This window comes from Microcoleus sp. Pol17C6 (genome assembly GCF_036701145.1).
GTDB lineage: Bacteria > Cyanobacteriota > Cyanobacteriia > Cyanobacteriales > Microcoleaceae > Microcoleus.
Map to the genome: position 1 here is coordinate 1 of NZ_JAUBQH010000063.1, position 14,230 is coordinate 14,230.

The following is a 14,230-nucleotide window of genomic DNA, read 5'->3' on the forward strand; positions in this document are numbered from 1 at the left end:
TTTTTACCCGGTTACCTATGCTGATATTGTTTGATTTGTCAAGTTCATATTATACCAAATTAGATGAGCTTACCCTGTGCTCACAAGCGTTTCAGGTAGTTCTACATTCATGACTCAAGTAGACTTGCTATAATAAGACTCGTCTGGTTCAACTGATACATCTCTTGCCCGGTCTCTGCGAGTTGCACTCCCTACAGGAAAGAATTCAATTCCGAGTTCAAAAAAGTATGCTTCCAGTAATATAGCGAGCGCTTTTTTAAAGCTTTCATGTTCTTCGCCCACTGTCATAAACTCGATCCACCCATCAAGATAAGTTATCCGCAAACCCGGAGAGTCGGCCATCAAAGATGCGATCGCCTCAAATTGCTCCCAAGTATAATAAGCAGGGAGAAGCAATCGCTGTTCCGCAAGCGTACCTCTTTCTTCTAAAAGTTGTGCAGTCACAGGTATCACCATCCTATTTTAAATATTACTAGCCCCTACCCAGCACAAACCAGGCAGGGGCATTCACTCACATTCTAACTTAATGAACTAGCTCGATCGCCCTTTTAGTCAACGCCTCAGCAGTCAACCCATTAAACGCCATCAACTGACCAGCACTAGCAGTAGTTTCTCCCCGCTTCCAAGCGAAAGTATCCCGCTTGCAATTGCTGCGGAGCATCACAGGTTCCAACATCCCAGAAGCACCGCCTGTCACGCCAATCAAGGCATCTCCCCCAAACAATTCGGCAAATTTCTCATCGCTCAAAAAGCCGCCGTCAGGTTCCGAACAAGTATCCCAAGCAACATCGCCTTGACGGTACAAACGCCGGGGATTCACAACAGAAACAATCCGCACTCCAATCCCTTCTGTTTCCAAAAATGCCGCCGCTTCAAACACTGGCATTAACGTCATGTCGCCGACAACTGCAAACACAACTTTCTTGCTCCCCCCTTGATTGTGGGCAGCTTGCGGGGAATCGACTTCGTGCAGAACTATTGCACCGTCTTGCAAACCTTGGCGATTCTGTTCAAAAGTAGTGCGGATTGGCAGCGGCGACTTGCTTGCTGTAATCACAACTCCCTTATTTTTAGCAGTCAAAGCCCACTCGTAACAAGCTTGAATGCTGTTAGCATCCGGTGGAAACAAAGGAAACACATTTCCGTTCCGCATCATCGCCGCAAAATAAGCCTCAATTTCCGGCCGCTGGTGCGTCCAACCGTTGCGGCCTTGTTCCAATGCACCCGCTGTAAATAAGGTGACAGTTGCCGGAGTTGGACGGCGCAATTCTGCCATTGCTTGGGTTACAGTTTGCCAAATTGGTAAACCGTTGATCGCAAAAGATTCGTAGGAACACCACAAACTCCGCGCTCCGAATAGCGATAAACCTACGGCTAAACCTGCGCAAGCATCTTCGCTCAAAGGTTCGTAAACTTGACCGTTTGGCGATTGATTGTACAGATCATCTGTCGTCGGGTGAATAATTTTGAGAGCTTGGTTGATATTGGCAATTGCCGATGCTTCGTTGCCGTCAGCATTAGTGACAAGAAAAGTACGATCGCGCTCGCCAACTTTCCCTACCAAAACCCCCATTGCTGTGGTCGAAATCTTCGGTTCTCCGCCAACTGCAAATTCTTCTAAAGGCAATTCGCCTAAATCTGCCAGCGGCAATGTAAACTCAGTAACAACTGTTTTCGCCGCCGGCCCGCCGCCCGCCCGCTCGCAATTTGTCCGCACCAACTCCCAAGCAGCAGCAGTCAAAGCGCGCTCTTTTAAAGCACTGATAATGTGCGGAGCATCCAGCGTATCTTTCGGATAAAGGTTGTGAGATTTTGCTCCGCGCGCGTGGACGCCGGCACCTTTCAACTGTTTGATAATAAACGCAGTTAATTTGCCGCCGAGAGCAGATTTTGCCGCTTTGTCAACTCCTTGTAAAACAGCTTTGGTAAATGCCATGCGCTGTTCGAGCGAAAAAGCAGTGCTGTCAACATAATCTTCCGGTTGATTTTTATCGTCAAATTCCTTAGCATCAACTAAGATAACTTCTTCAAAACCGTTGCCTTGCCAATAAGCAATCATTTCAGCATTAGTTTTAGTCGAAACCATGCTGTGATGTTCCTGAGAATATCCGTTCCAAACCAACACAGGCAAAAAGTTAGTAACGCTGGGATAAGCAGTGTGGAAATGCGCCATGCTGCTCATCGGATAGGGTTCGCCCATGCCGCCGTCGCCCATTGTGAAAGCAAACAGTTTTTCGCGGTGCAAAAGCGCTCCAGCCATTGCGAAATGCTGCCCTTGTCCGAGGGGACCCGCCGGTGCTAAAAGGCCGGGAATGAAACCGGAAAGATGTCCTAACAAACCGTCTTTTTCTCGGAATTTATCGCGCACTTGCTGCACGTTAACAATTCCCATATCCTCCAAAGATCGATCGAGAAACATGGCGCTGTAAAATCCCGGCGCGTGATGGCCGACTTCGGTCACAATGTTCTTGTGTCCGAGCATCACCAAAGCGGCATAAGCCTCAGCTTGGCTAGCAAAACCCCCCGGATGTCCCGATGCCTTGCTGGCGGTAACTTGCAGCGTCAGGTAGCGCAGGGCGTCTGCTCCCAGTATCGTTTGAAAGACGGCGACGGGATCGGCAGGATCGGCGATCGACTTGCTCCCCTCGGCGATCGCAGGTGCTTTCCCATAAGTCTCAAAACCAGGGAGTGTTTCCGAAAAATATTGAATGCCTTCGCAAAAAGCGGGCGTTGTTGACGTTGCCTGCGGGGTAGTTGCTGTCATGCTTGATACCTAAAAAATTTGAATTCGATTAATGTAAGAGTAATTTTATAGCTTCCGTGTTCCAAAAAATCATGAGTTCTATTATGTCAGTGATAAATAAGTAAAATATCTCAATTTTTAAGCTAATAAGTAGTTATTTGAGAACCCCGACTTATTAAAAAAGTCGGGGTTCTGTGTTTACTCATTACTAATCCATCTCAAATCCCAAATCTAAAATTGTTCCAGCCGTTCCCGGACATCGATATAAAGCGCAGTACCGCTTTCAGAAAGAGAAGGCACAGCCTTTTGATTCCCCAGCCAAACAAAAAAACTGCTAAGTGCAGGAGTCGGATCTTGATCGCGGCGCAGCGTGTAGATCAAACCTTCGCAAGGCCCATTAACGCGGCTAGTCGTGCAAATCGCTTTCTGGTTATTTACAATACCCACAGTCACATAATTTAGCTGTTTATTGCGGTTATAATTCTCAAGGCGCTGAGTCACTTGTTGGCAGCGAGTTAGAGGATCGTAGCCCGAACTAGAAAAGAAATTAGAATTCCAGCGAATCCAAGGCTCCCTGAACCCTTGCGGGTTTTGATACACAGTCACCGGCTCGCCCGTCGAGGTATCGCACACAAATCCTCCATAACCCAGACTCGGCTGGTTTTGACCAGAGGCGGTGCTGATAGAAAGATTGCTGAGAATATCAAAGCCGTTATGCTTATTTTGTGATAGCAACTCCCTAAAAGCATCGATCGGGATTGCCGCGTTTAGCCCCGTTTTTATCTCCTCAATCTGACCGTTCCACGGACTCCTAATTGTGCCAACAGTATCCCCCTGGCCGTGAATTCCTACCACCCTGCCATCAGCATCAAATACAGGCCCGCCGCTCATCCCGCGCCTGGTTACAGCTTGGTAGCGCAGACGATACCCCGATGAGGCGCTGCCCAAGCGAGAAGAGATGATACCAGCAGTAAACTCAAGTTTTCGTTCAAATCCCGAAATTGGCAGCGGATAGCCAGAAACGTAAATAGCAGAACCGACAACAGCACGTTCTGACTCGCCCATTGGTGCTACTGGATACTGTTCTCGGCTCTGAAACTGTATCAAAGCCAAGTCTATATCCCGGTCATTTTTCGGGAGTCGCTGTATTCTAATCGCAGCATAATCCTTCTCCAAATGAGTGCGAATGCTGTATTTTTGAGCCAGGCTTGCCACCACATGATTAGCTGTCAGAACCGTGTAAATATTGCCCTGTTTGGCAATAATTACTCCCGATCCACTAGCAAAAAAACCCAGCGTGTTGTTAACTTCCACAGTTGTCAACGTCGCTAGCTGGGCAATTTCTTCGGCTGTTTTGGCACAGGCAGCATATTGTTGGCTGACAACCGCCGTCACTGTTAATGCACCTGTCAAGATGATTGTCAGCGCGTCAAACCGCAAACTCCACACATTCATCGATAACTCCCTAGATGAGACGAGGCGAACTGCAAATATATACTAATCGGAATTACCCAACTGGATTTAATTATTTTCTCCAATAATTCCGCTGTTGGTTCACTTCCATCTTCAAAAGCATAGACGCCAAACTTTGGATTTCGATACTTGCCCCTACCGTTAATCGCAACAAAGAAACCTTTGGCATTAAAAATCGGGTCGCCACTCCTACCGATTTTAACCTCATTTGTATAGCCCAATATAACCTTGAGGCAAAGATTTGGGTAGCAGCACCGAAACGAAGCCCGCGTCACCGCCAAACCCCCAACCTCAGCAGCCGCAGGAAAGCCGACTGCCAACACTGGCTCAGACGCCGCTCCGGGTTCAAGGGTGAATAGTGCTATTTTATACTCGATCGCGCTGCGAAACTGAACGATCGCCAGATCGCTATTGCCCAGCCGCCTCCGAACTCCTAGCAGTGGGTGGAGGAAACCGTCGTCGGTGACCATTTTCCGATCGCCACAACGTGCCAGTTAGTCAGCACCGTATAGGTTTGGCCCTGGTTCTGGGACGATCGTCCCAGAACCAGAAGATATTCCCGTCGGGATGCGTACCGCTGTTTGACGCGCCAACTTTTCGACCTCAATCCTTGGAATTAGTGATGGGATGGAAAATTTGCCAATCTTTAAGGCTGTCCGAACGGTGGGGAAAAGGGGGCAGTTGCGCCTCATCATCCATGTTTTCCCCTAGCTTTTCGCTGACATCAATGTAAGGAATTTTACTGGTTTCATCAAAAGACGGCATCCCTACATATCCTTGGCGCCAAGCCAACAAATTATACAAAGAGCCGATCGGGTCTTGGCCGGGTCTGAGGGTATAAATCAAATTTTGACACAGCCCATTGACTTGATTCGCCGTGCAGATGACGTTCTGGCCGTTCATCTGCCCTGCCGTAATGTACTTAAGCATTCGTCGGCGGCGATAGATTTCGAGGCGTTGACTCACTAATTGACACCGAGTTGCCGGATCGTACCCAGAACCGGAGAAATAATCGGAAGTCCACTCAATCCAAGGCTCTACGGCACCTTGAGCGTTTTGGTACACCGTCACCGGCGCACCGGTCGAGGTACTGCACCAAAATCCACTTTCCCCCTCTGCTCGCCGACCGTAACTCGGTTGAGAAGCAACCGTCAGGCCGGTGAGGGCGATCGCTGTTGCCACCAAAACTTTTGTCAATAATTGCTGTTTCATGATTTTTTCACTTTGTTTTATGAGATTCGGCACCAAAATCACCGAATGCTGCGATAACACCCTTGACACGCCTGTTCGTTACAGATCCGCGGACTGGGGAATTATGTGATTCGCGACTTGACCAGAAACCAGTTTTTTTTACGAAAACACTTCGTTGCAGCCCTTATGCCTGGTTAAAAAACCCGGTTTTTTTGCTCTTGATGCGTAAGTTTTGATATTGTTCGCGATTTGCACGTTCCCTCTAACCGCGATTTCGGCGCTGTTAAAAAAGCGCTCCGAAGCCGAGCTTAAAATGCGCGCGCAAGTCGGAATTCTGTCCTCATTACTACTAATCAAACTCAGGCTTTTACCAACCGGAAAGAGGCTTTTCACCTCAGACCTTGGAAGGGATCGAGTTGCAACGGTACATCACACCACTGACAAGGTATTTGATATCACTTACGAGCTAGGTCGCGAGCTTGATCTGCTGAGACAGGTATACTGCTGGGTTACACCCGTGAGGGGTAAAACCCCTCTTACCTGATCTAACACTAAAATCCAGGTATTAACAAGAACTCTTAACTTGTTTTCATCTCCGTACTGCGGGAAATACTTCTAAGTGAGTGTAATCAGGGTCTAAGTGCTTTCTACCACCAAAAATCACCCTCCATACACTGACGTTTAGTAGAGTATTAAAAACTATGAACCCTATCTGCAAACAGTTAGGATATTTAGGCGTTTGGTTAATTTTGATAGGCGGTAGCAGTTGTTCTAGCTCAGATGCAGCTACCTCAACCGAAAACCAGAGGCAACTCTCAGCAAGCGCCCCTCAGTTCCAACACCTACAGCTAACGGGAAATCAAATTCAGGCTCGCTCGAGCCAATTAACGCAGCCTTCTAACTCTGTTGCCTCAGTTTTAGGCAGTGCTGCCCTCTCAGAAAATACTGCCACCGTTACGGTTTATAAGGTAGATAATTTGTGTCAAACTCTGAAGCCGGAAACAGTTACAGGCCCAGAGAACCAGTTAATGTCGTCGGCGGTTAATGAAGTGTTAAAGCAGCAGATTTTCGATAGTCTTGGTTTGGCTGGTTATCGCCTCAAGATCGATCGCGACCTCGGAATAGCTACCGTGGATCTGCGAGCCTCCGGAAATTCGCGGCAGAAATTGCAAAATCTGTCGAGTTGTCAGATGTTAGGTTTGTTCGGGGGCGTGCGCCAAACTTTAAGCAGTTATGCTCCTTGGCAAATCAAAACTGTTCGTTTTACAGAGCTTGGAGAGGATATTTTGAGCACCGTTCGAGAATAAGCTATTAAAATTATTGGAGATGGGACTTACGCAATTTTCCCCTTAAAAACAAGGGTTGGGAGGGATTGAACAAACCTTCAAACCCTTTGAGATTTGTTGATGCTGCTAAGTCCTGTGACCCAAACCCCGGTAATTCCTATGACACTACCTAACGGCCCCAAAGCTCCACCCTTTGTGCAGCTAATTCAATGGATCGGCGATCCCCTGACATTCATGGATAAATGTGCCAAACAATACGGCGACATTTTCACAGCTCAAGTGAACAACGGGAAACCATTGGTGATGATCCACCACCCGCAAGCTGTCCAGGAGATGCTCAACAGCAAGGCGTTTCACGCTCCAGGCAGCCTGAACAGCATCCTAAAACCCTTGATGGGAGAACAATCCATGATTATGCTATCGGGAGAAAGGCACAAACGCGAGCGCCAATTATTGATGCCACCATTTCACGGGGAACGGATGCGGAATTACGGCCAACTAATTTGCGATATCGCTCAAGATGTTGCCAGCAAATGGTCGGTTGATCGACCTTTTGTGGCCCGCAGCGCGATGCAGGAAGTCACCATGCGGGTAATCCTGCAAGCTGTCTTCGGCATGGATGACGGGCCGCGATTGGAAGAGATCAGGCCCCTACTTGCCTCAGTCCTCGATATGACGAGCTCTCCCTTGCGATCGAGCATACTGTTTTTCGGCTGGATGCAGCAAGATTGGGGCTCTTGGAGTCCTTGGGGACGCATGAAACAGCGGCGGCGGAAAATTGACGAACTGATGGACGCGGAAATTGAAGAACGCAGACTCCAACCAGACGCCAACCGCACCGACATTCTCAGCTTAATGATGACCGCGCGCGACGAAAACGGCCAACCAATGACTAATGAAGAATTGCGCGACGAGTTGATGACGCTGCTGTTTGCAGGCCACGAAACCACAGCAACGGCCCTAGCTTGGGCATTTTACTGGATTCACAGTTTGCCCTCGGTGCGCCAGAAGTTGCTACAAGAATTGGACAGTTTGGGGGAAAATCCCGACCCGATGGAGATTTTCCGCTTACCTTACCTGAGTGCAGTTTGTCAGGAGACGCTGCGAATTTACCCCGTGGCAATGCTGACGTTTTCGCGAGAAGTTCTCACGCCCGTGGAACTGATGGGATATCAACTCGAACCGGGTACGGTTGTCATCGGCTCGATTTATTTGACCCACAGACGGGAGGATTTGTATCCAGAACCCCTGCAATTTAAACCGGAACGGTTTTTGGAGAGGCAATTCTCGCCTTACGAGTATTTGCCCTTTGGAGGCGGCAGCCGCCGCTGTATCGGCTTGGCGCTGGCGCAGTTGGAGATGAAACTCGTGCTGGCAACCATTTTGCGGAATTTCGACCTGGTATTGGTTGAGAAAAAGCCCGTACAGGCCAAACGCCGAGGGGTGACTTTAGGGCCTGCCGGCGGCGTGCGGATGGCTCTGCAGGGGCGGCGGATGCGGCAGCAGATGCCTGAACCGGTCGCTAGTGGGGTTTGATGTCGCAGCGGTGGCAGCGGGCGATCGAACTTTCAGCTTTGAGTGCAAACAATTTAGGGAGAATGTGCGATCGTCCGCAAATGCCACCATTTTTTGTAGCACCCGCTACAGATAAATAGCTATAATCCTTAACCTGTAAGCCTCCCCCTCTCAATTTTCAAATTCTCAGTCTAAAATGATAGGAACCTTGCAAACCCAGCCTGAAAGCAAAAGTGGGTGATTGCAATAGTCCTCTTGATATCTCAAAAGCCTCCCTGCCATACTTTAAAAACATATGCATACCCTGTTATTCAGCAAGGTCGGAAGCGTGTTGGCATTGCCAGCAATCTTCCGGCCTCTTTATTTTTTGGGCTACTTCAGGCATGGGGTACAAGATGCAGAAGGCAAGGCAAAAATATAAATTCTCCCCCTGTCCCCATCTGCCCCTCTCCCCAATCTAGAGCTTCTGCCTATAATTCCAATAGAATCCGACAGCAAGTTTAAGGAATCACTAAGGAATAATTAATAACTTGTTAAATCAGCTCCTTTTGCCCTTCTCTCAATCTTCTGTTTTCAGAAATTCCGATACCGAGACAGACTTCGGGAGACTATCCAGATCTTGAATTTCGCTTTCGTGGGCAAAAAACTCGACTTCTTTGTCGTCAATCTGAATCTGATAGCTAGCGGTAGCTGTGACAACCCGTCGCTTTTTTTTATCTTCTATTAAAACCCAACACACGACAGGTCTTACCCATCTCTCAACGTGCTGGCTTTGCTTCGTACTCCCAAAGGCATACCAGCCTTTAGCTTCAATAATTTGAAGCACTTTAAAATCGTTATGTGCCATATATTTCTATCGCGTTAACTTCAGTATTCTTCTTAGATAGAACGGCTAGCTTGCTAAGCAGGGCAAAGGTTTGACAATCCCAAGCCGCACTAGATAACCTGATTTTTAGTCAGGAGAAGCGGGTTGGCAGGGTCTTGTCTGCGTTGTTGCCTGCTAAATGTAGTGCGAGCTTTTTGTACTCTCCCACAATTACCCTAAAGTATCTATACCGCATCCTCAAAAAATATTCTCGCATTAGCCTCAACAGCAGCCAACTAGACCTTAGCTAGCTGCATCTAAGTGGATGCCAACAGCTTCTAACGCCTGGTTGGTGAGAGCGATCGGCATACAATCTTGTTAAGACTTTTTGCTGCAATCAACTATCATCTTTACCCGATGGGGTAAAAATTAACTAGAGGTTGTCGCTTTCAATTCTAAGCCTCGGCGCGCCTAATTCCTAATTAATTGTATGGTGTAGTTGATAATTGCCAAACCGTCGATCGCACTCAACAGCCGTGTCTAACTCTTCGATTACCATCACCGTTAAACTGTTCGCCGCCTTCGGTGAAGCCTACGGCGTTTCGGAACTTACATTAGAACTTCCTCCCGAAACCCCAGTGTCTCAAGTGCTCGAAAACTCGATCGCCCAATATCCTCAATTAGAACAATGGCGCGATCGTACCCGCTTCGGCCTCAACCTGGAATTCGTCTCCCCCGACACCATCCTCCAAGACGGCGACGAAGTTGTGCTCATCCCTCCCGTCAGTGGCGGGTAGCCTAAGTTGGTTAATCTGAAATGTTGCACCATTCTCAATAAGCTTTTTATGAACAGGCAAGATGCCTGTTCCACAAGAGATGAATTTTTTTGTGGAACAGGCAAGATGCCTGTTTTTGAGAATGGTGCAACATCTCAGTTAATCAAAAATTCGAGGTTTTGTAGTTGTGTTCGATCGCACCACTGCCCAATTGCGAGCCCAAAAAAGATTTATTAAGTTTTGTAACAATTTCGTCGGCAAATTATCCTTGAACTCGATCGGGCTCGCGTGCGGGTCTGACAATCTGGAGGTCCAGCCAGATCCTTAAAACAAGTCAAATCCTTGTGGAGTGGGCGTCCCGCTCGCCCAAATATCAAAGTTAAATACACCACTGTTTACCTCAAAAGTAACTAAAAAATCAATCCCGACTAAAAAAATCGGGTATGGTTGACGGGGTAAATTGACCGTGTTAATCTTGCACAAGACTAAGAAAACATCGCAAAACTAGAGAGTTGAGCTATGACCCAGGCCACCAGAACACAATCCACAGCAGCAACCTTCACAGCCCTCAAATGTAAAGAATGCGGCGAAGAGTACGAACTCCAAGCCAAGCACGTCTGCGATTGCTGTTTTGGCCCGCTTGAAGTCAAGTACGACTACGACGCCATCCGCCGCACCGTCACTCGCCAAACCATCGAAGCAGGCCCCAACTCGATCTGGCGCTACCGCGCATTTTTACCAGTCGCTACAGATAACGTCATCGATGTCGGCACGGGAATGACTCCTCTATTAAAATCCCACCGCTTGGCGCGCCGCCTCGGTCTAAAAAATCTTTATATTAAAAACGATGCCGTCAATATGCCCACTCTCAGCTTTAAAGACAGAGTGGTGTCAGTAGCCCTCAGCAGAGCGAGAGAATTGGGTTTCACAACGGTATCCTGTGCCAGCACCGGCAATTTAGCTAACTCTACGGCTGCGATAGCCGCCCACGCAGGACTCGACTGCGTAGTCTTTATCCCCTCCGACTTAGAAGCAGGCAAAGTCCTCGGCACTCTGATTTACAATCCAACTGTCATGGCAGTTCACGGCAACTACGACCAAGTTAACCGCCTGTGTTGCGAAGTCGCCAATACACATGGCTGGGGATTTGTCAATATCAACTTGCGTCCCTACTATTCCGAAGGCTCAAAAACCCTCGGTTACGAAGTTGCCGAACAGCTAGGCTGGCAATTGCCGGATCACATCGTCGCTCCCCTCGCCTCCGGCTCTTTGTTCACAAAGATTTACAAAGGCTTTAATGAATTCATCGAAGTCGGTTTAGTGGATGAAAAGAAAGTCAGATTCAGCGGTGCCCAAGCTGACGGCTGTTCCCCCATCGCCCAAGCATTCCGCGAAGGTCGCGATTTCGTCAAACCGGTGAAACCGAATACAATTGCTAAGTCGATCGCGATCGGCAATCCAGCCGACGGTATGTACGCCTTGGAAATCGCCCGCAAAACCAACGGCAACATTGAATCTGTCAGCGACACCGAAATCATCGAAGGCATGAAACTTCTAGCAGAAACTGAAGGCATCTTCACTGAAACCGCAGGTGGCACGACCATCGCAGTCTTGAAGAAACTCGTAGAAGCAGGTAAAATCAATCCCGATGAAACCACCGTCGCTTACATTACCGGCAACGGTTTGAAAACGCAAGAAGCAGTTCAAGGCTACATCGGCGAACCCATCACCCTCGAACCGAAACTAGAAGCGTTCGAGCGCGCCCTAGAACGTGCCCGCACACTGGAACGCTTAGAATGGCAACAAGTTTCGGTTTAACAGCTATTAGTCAGTAGTCGGTAGTCATTAGTCATAGGTTGTTAAGCTGTTGACTGATGACTACTGACTGATTACTGATGACTAATGACTGAGGACTAATAACTAATAAATGACTACTGACTAAGGACTAAAAAAATGACCGTCAAAGTTTTAATTCCCACTCCCCTGCAAAAATTTACCAACAATCAAGCCACCATCGAATGCGCGGGGGATAACATTTCCGAACTAATTGAATCGCTGGAAACCAATTGTCCCGGCATTAAAAAAAGCCTGTGCGACGAAAAGGGAGAACCCCGCAGATTTCTTAACTTCTACGTCAACAGCGAAGACATCCGCTTTTTAGATGGCTCAAAAACTGCTCTCCAAGATGGCGATGAAGTTAGCATTGTTCCAGCAGTTGCTGGTGGCTGATTTTGCAACCGCAGATGGTGGCAGATAAACACAGATGAACGCAGATAGAATTAATTACTATCTGCGTTCATTTACGTTTATCTGCGGTTAAAAACTATTCCCTCACTTAGTGAGGAAATCTATTTGTGAAATCAAATCTAGGCTTGTAGTTGCGCTTGGGCGTCCAAGCGCAACTACACAACCTCAAACTCCTTTCTTGGTTCGCAGTGCGTCCGAGAATTATCGCCCTAAGAAGCTGCCCTTGCAGCAGTCCGGGGACGACGCCGGCCCGTCACCTGATTGGCAGGAGATGGCAAGGATGGGGATGATGCCGATGATGGCGCTGCCGATGATGGGGAGGATAATAGCTTAGGTGCTTCCAGGGAACCGGGAGATGCTGCTACTTTTTCCGATCGCACTGCTTCTTCTGGAATTTGCATCAGGAATACCAGCAGCGGATTGCTTTGAAGTTCCCGGCGCATCACTCGCTGAATAGCCTTTTCTATTTGCGTTTGAACTCCTACCCAGTCAACATCAACTTGTGAGTCAGCAGTGGCGGGTTTGACAAATTCTGACCAGCGATCGCTCAAAACTGTTTCAATGGTTTGAGTGATTAATTTGATCACCTCCGCGCGATCGGCTGATGTCACTACACCTTTCAAGTGAACTTCTGGTTTGGCAACTAATTTGCCTTCCCAATTCAAAGCCGCGGCTACAGTTACAACGCCATCTCCAGCCAACTGCTGACGTTCCTTGAGGACGCTGGCTTTGACAACGCCCGATCGAGAAGAATCTACTAATTCAATTCCTGAAGGCACTTGACCAGCGACCCGCATTGAATTTTCGGTCAACTCTACGACATCGCCGTTATCAATAATCACCATATTGCTAGCGGGAATGCCCATGCTTTGAGCCGTCTTGGAGTGCTGGATCAGCATCCGGTGTTCCCCGTGCACTGGCAAGAAGAACTTGGGACGAGTCATGTTAATCATTAACTTTTGGTCTTCTTGACAGCCGTGGCCGGAAACGTGAATGCCTTTGTCGCGGCCGTAAACCACGTGTGCTCCCAGCATCATCAGTTTATCGATCGTGTTTACCACTGCGATCGTATTTCCCGGAATCGGATTAGCTGAGAAAATGACTGTATCGCCCTTTCTGATTTTCAGTTCGTGATGTTCGCCGTTAGCAATGCGAGTCATCGCCGCCATCGGTTCGCCCTGGGAACCTGTAGTTAAAATTAAAACCTTGTCTTCAGCCAAATTGCGGATTTCTTTCAGCGGTTTGAAAATACTATCTTCGCATTTGATGTAGCCGAGATTGCGGCAGTGAGCGATGACGTTAAGCATCGACCGGCCAACCACTCCGACATACCGATTGTTTTTCTTAGCCAAGTCCAAAACAATTTGCAATCGGTGTACCGACGAAGCAAAAGTCGTCAGCATCACCCGTCCCGGTGCTTGAGCGATAATTCTGTCTAAATTCGGCGCCACAGAACTTTCCGAAGCGGTAAAACCGGGAACTTCCGAGTTAGTAGAATCGCTGATCAAGCACAGCACGCCTTTCTCACCGTACTCCGCTAGCTTTTGCAAATCAAAATGCTCGCCGTCTACAGGAGTGTGGTCAATTTTAAAGTCGCCGGTGTGGATCACAATTCCGACGGGAGTGTGAATTGCCACAGTAAAACTGTCGGCCATCGAGTGAGTGTTGCGGATGTATTCGACTAAGAAATTCTTGCCAATTCTTACAGTATCCCTGGGTCGAACCGTTCTCAATTCAGTGCGGTGAGACACTCCCGCTTCTTCCAATTTTCCGGCTAGCAAAGCCATCGCCAAACGGGGGCCGTAAATGACCGGAATTTCAAATTGTTTGAGGTGATAAGGGATGCCGCCTATGTGGTCTTCGTGACCGTGAGTCACGATCATACCTTTAATTTTGTGGCTGTTTTCCCGCAAGTAAGTCATGTCTGGGAGGACAATATTTACCCCGTGCATTCCATCTGTCGGGAACGCTAAACCGGCATCTAAAAGAATGATTTCGTCGCCGTACTCGAACACACAAGTGTTTTTACCGATTTCGTGCAGCCCGCCGAGGGGAATTACTTTTAGAGCAGATGCAGTTGTATTTTTGATCATGCGTATCCTTTGTTAGTTATTTTTGTTATTGGTCTGTGGTCTGTGGTCTGTGGTCTTTCGTCTTTCGTCTACTGTTCGTTGGTAGGGCGATATTTTTCCAA

12 protein-coding genes are annotated in these 14,230 nt (G+C 48.1%); 5 read left to right on the plus strand and 7 right to left on the minus strand.

Annotated elements, in window-relative coordinates; genetic code table 11:
- Window positions 1-114 precede the first annotated feature (114 nt).
- From QUA25_RS23720 to QUA25_RS23740, 5 genes are all read right to left on the minus strand, one after another.
- Window positions 115-444 carry a Uma2 family endonuclease gene (locus tag QUA25_RS23720; protein ID WP_333041616.1) on the minus strand — a complete coding sequence of 110 codons (330 nt, stop codon included), beginning with the start codon at window positions 442-444 and terminating at the stop codon, window positions 115-117.
- A 79-nt stretch (window positions 445-523) separates the two neighbouring features.
- Window positions 524-2,764 carry a phosphoketolase gene (locus QUA25_RS23725; RefSeq protein ID WP_333041618.1) on the minus strand — a complete coding sequence of 747 codons (2,241 nt, stop codon included), beginning with the start codon at window positions 2,762-2,764 and terminating at the stop codon, window positions 524-526.
- 210 nt (window positions 2,765-2,974) lie between these two features.
- On the minus strand, window positions 2,975-4,198 hold the full coding sequence (locus QUA25_RS23730; protein ID WP_333041619.1) for a COP23 domain-containing protein: 1,224 nt from the start codon (window positions 4,196-4,198) through the stop codon (window positions 2,975-2,977).
- Window positions 4,195-4,686 carry a hypothetical protein gene (locus QUA25_RS23735; RefSeq protein ID WP_333041620.1) on the minus strand — a complete coding sequence of 164 codons (492 nt, stop codon included), beginning with the start codon at window positions 4,684-4,686 and terminating at the stop codon, window positions 4,195-4,197. The genes QUA25_RS23730 and QUA25_RS23735 overlap by 4 nt, the downstream gene beginning before the upstream one ends.
- 133 nt (window positions 4,687-4,819) lie before the next feature.
- On the minus strand, window positions 4,820-5,428 hold the full coding sequence (locus QUA25_RS23740) for a COP23 domain-containing protein (RefSeq protein ID WP_333041621.1): 609 nt from the start codon (window positions 5,426-5,428) through the stop codon (window positions 4,820-4,822).
- A gap of 680 nt (window positions 5,429-6,108) precedes the next feature.
- Here QUA25_RS23740 and QUA25_RS23745 point away from each other — a divergent pair.
- Window positions 6,109-6,714, plus strand: a complete 606-nt coding sequence (locus QUA25_RS23745) for a hypothetical protein (RefSeq protein WP_333041623.1) — start codon at window positions 6,109-6,111, stop codon at window positions 6,712-6,714.
- A 138-nt stretch (window positions 6,715-6,852) separates the two neighbouring features.
- Window positions 6,853-8,229: a cytochrome P450 gene (locus QUA25_RS23750; RefSeq protein WP_333041625.1), complete on the plus strand. Its 1,377-nt coding sequence runs from the start codon at window positions 6,853-6,855 to the stop codon at window positions 8,227-8,229.
- Window positions 8,230-8,767: 538 nt separating this feature from the next.
- On the opposite strand, the gene QUA25_RS23755 is transcribed toward QUA25_RS23750, so the two are convergent.
- Window positions 8,768-9,055, minus strand: a complete 288-nt coding sequence (locus QUA25_RS23755; protein ID WP_333041628.1) for a hypothetical protein — start codon at window positions 9,053-9,055, stop codon at window positions 8,768-8,770.
- Between the two features lie 494 nt (window positions 9,056-9,549).
- On the opposite strand from QUA25_RS23755, the gene QUA25_RS23760 reads away from it, so the two are divergent.
- The 3 genes from QUA25_RS23760 (at window position 9,550) to QUA25_RS23770 (ending at window position 12,018) form a co-directional block, all read left to right on the plus strand.
- Entirely contained in the window at window positions 9,550-9,810 is a 261-nt protein-coding gene (locus QUA25_RS23760) for a MoaD/ThiS family protein (RefSeq protein WP_333041629.1), read from the plus strand.
- 498 nt (window positions 9,811-10,308) lie between these two features.
- Window positions 10,309-11,607: a threonine synthase gene (gene thrC / locus QUA25_RS23765; protein ID WP_333041631.1), complete on the plus strand. Its 1,299-nt coding sequence runs from the start codon at window positions 10,309-10,311 to the stop codon at window positions 11,605-11,607.
- 135 nt (window positions 11,608-11,742) lie between these two features.
- Window positions 11,743-12,018, plus strand: a complete 276-nt coding sequence (locus tag QUA25_RS23770) for a MoaD/ThiS family protein (RefSeq protein WP_006632924.1) — start codon at window positions 11,743-11,745, stop codon at window positions 12,016-12,018.
- A 227-nt stretch (window positions 12,019-12,245) separates the two neighbouring features.
- Here the strand turns inward: QUA25_RS23770 and QUA25_RS23775 are convergent, their stop codons facing one another.
- Window positions 12,246-14,129, minus strand: coding sequence for a ribonuclease J (locus tag QUA25_RS23775; protein ID WP_333041634.1), 1,884 nt, complete (start codon window positions 14,127-14,129; stop codon window positions 12,246-12,248).
- Between the last annotated feature and the right edge of the window lie 101 nt (window positions 14,130-14,230).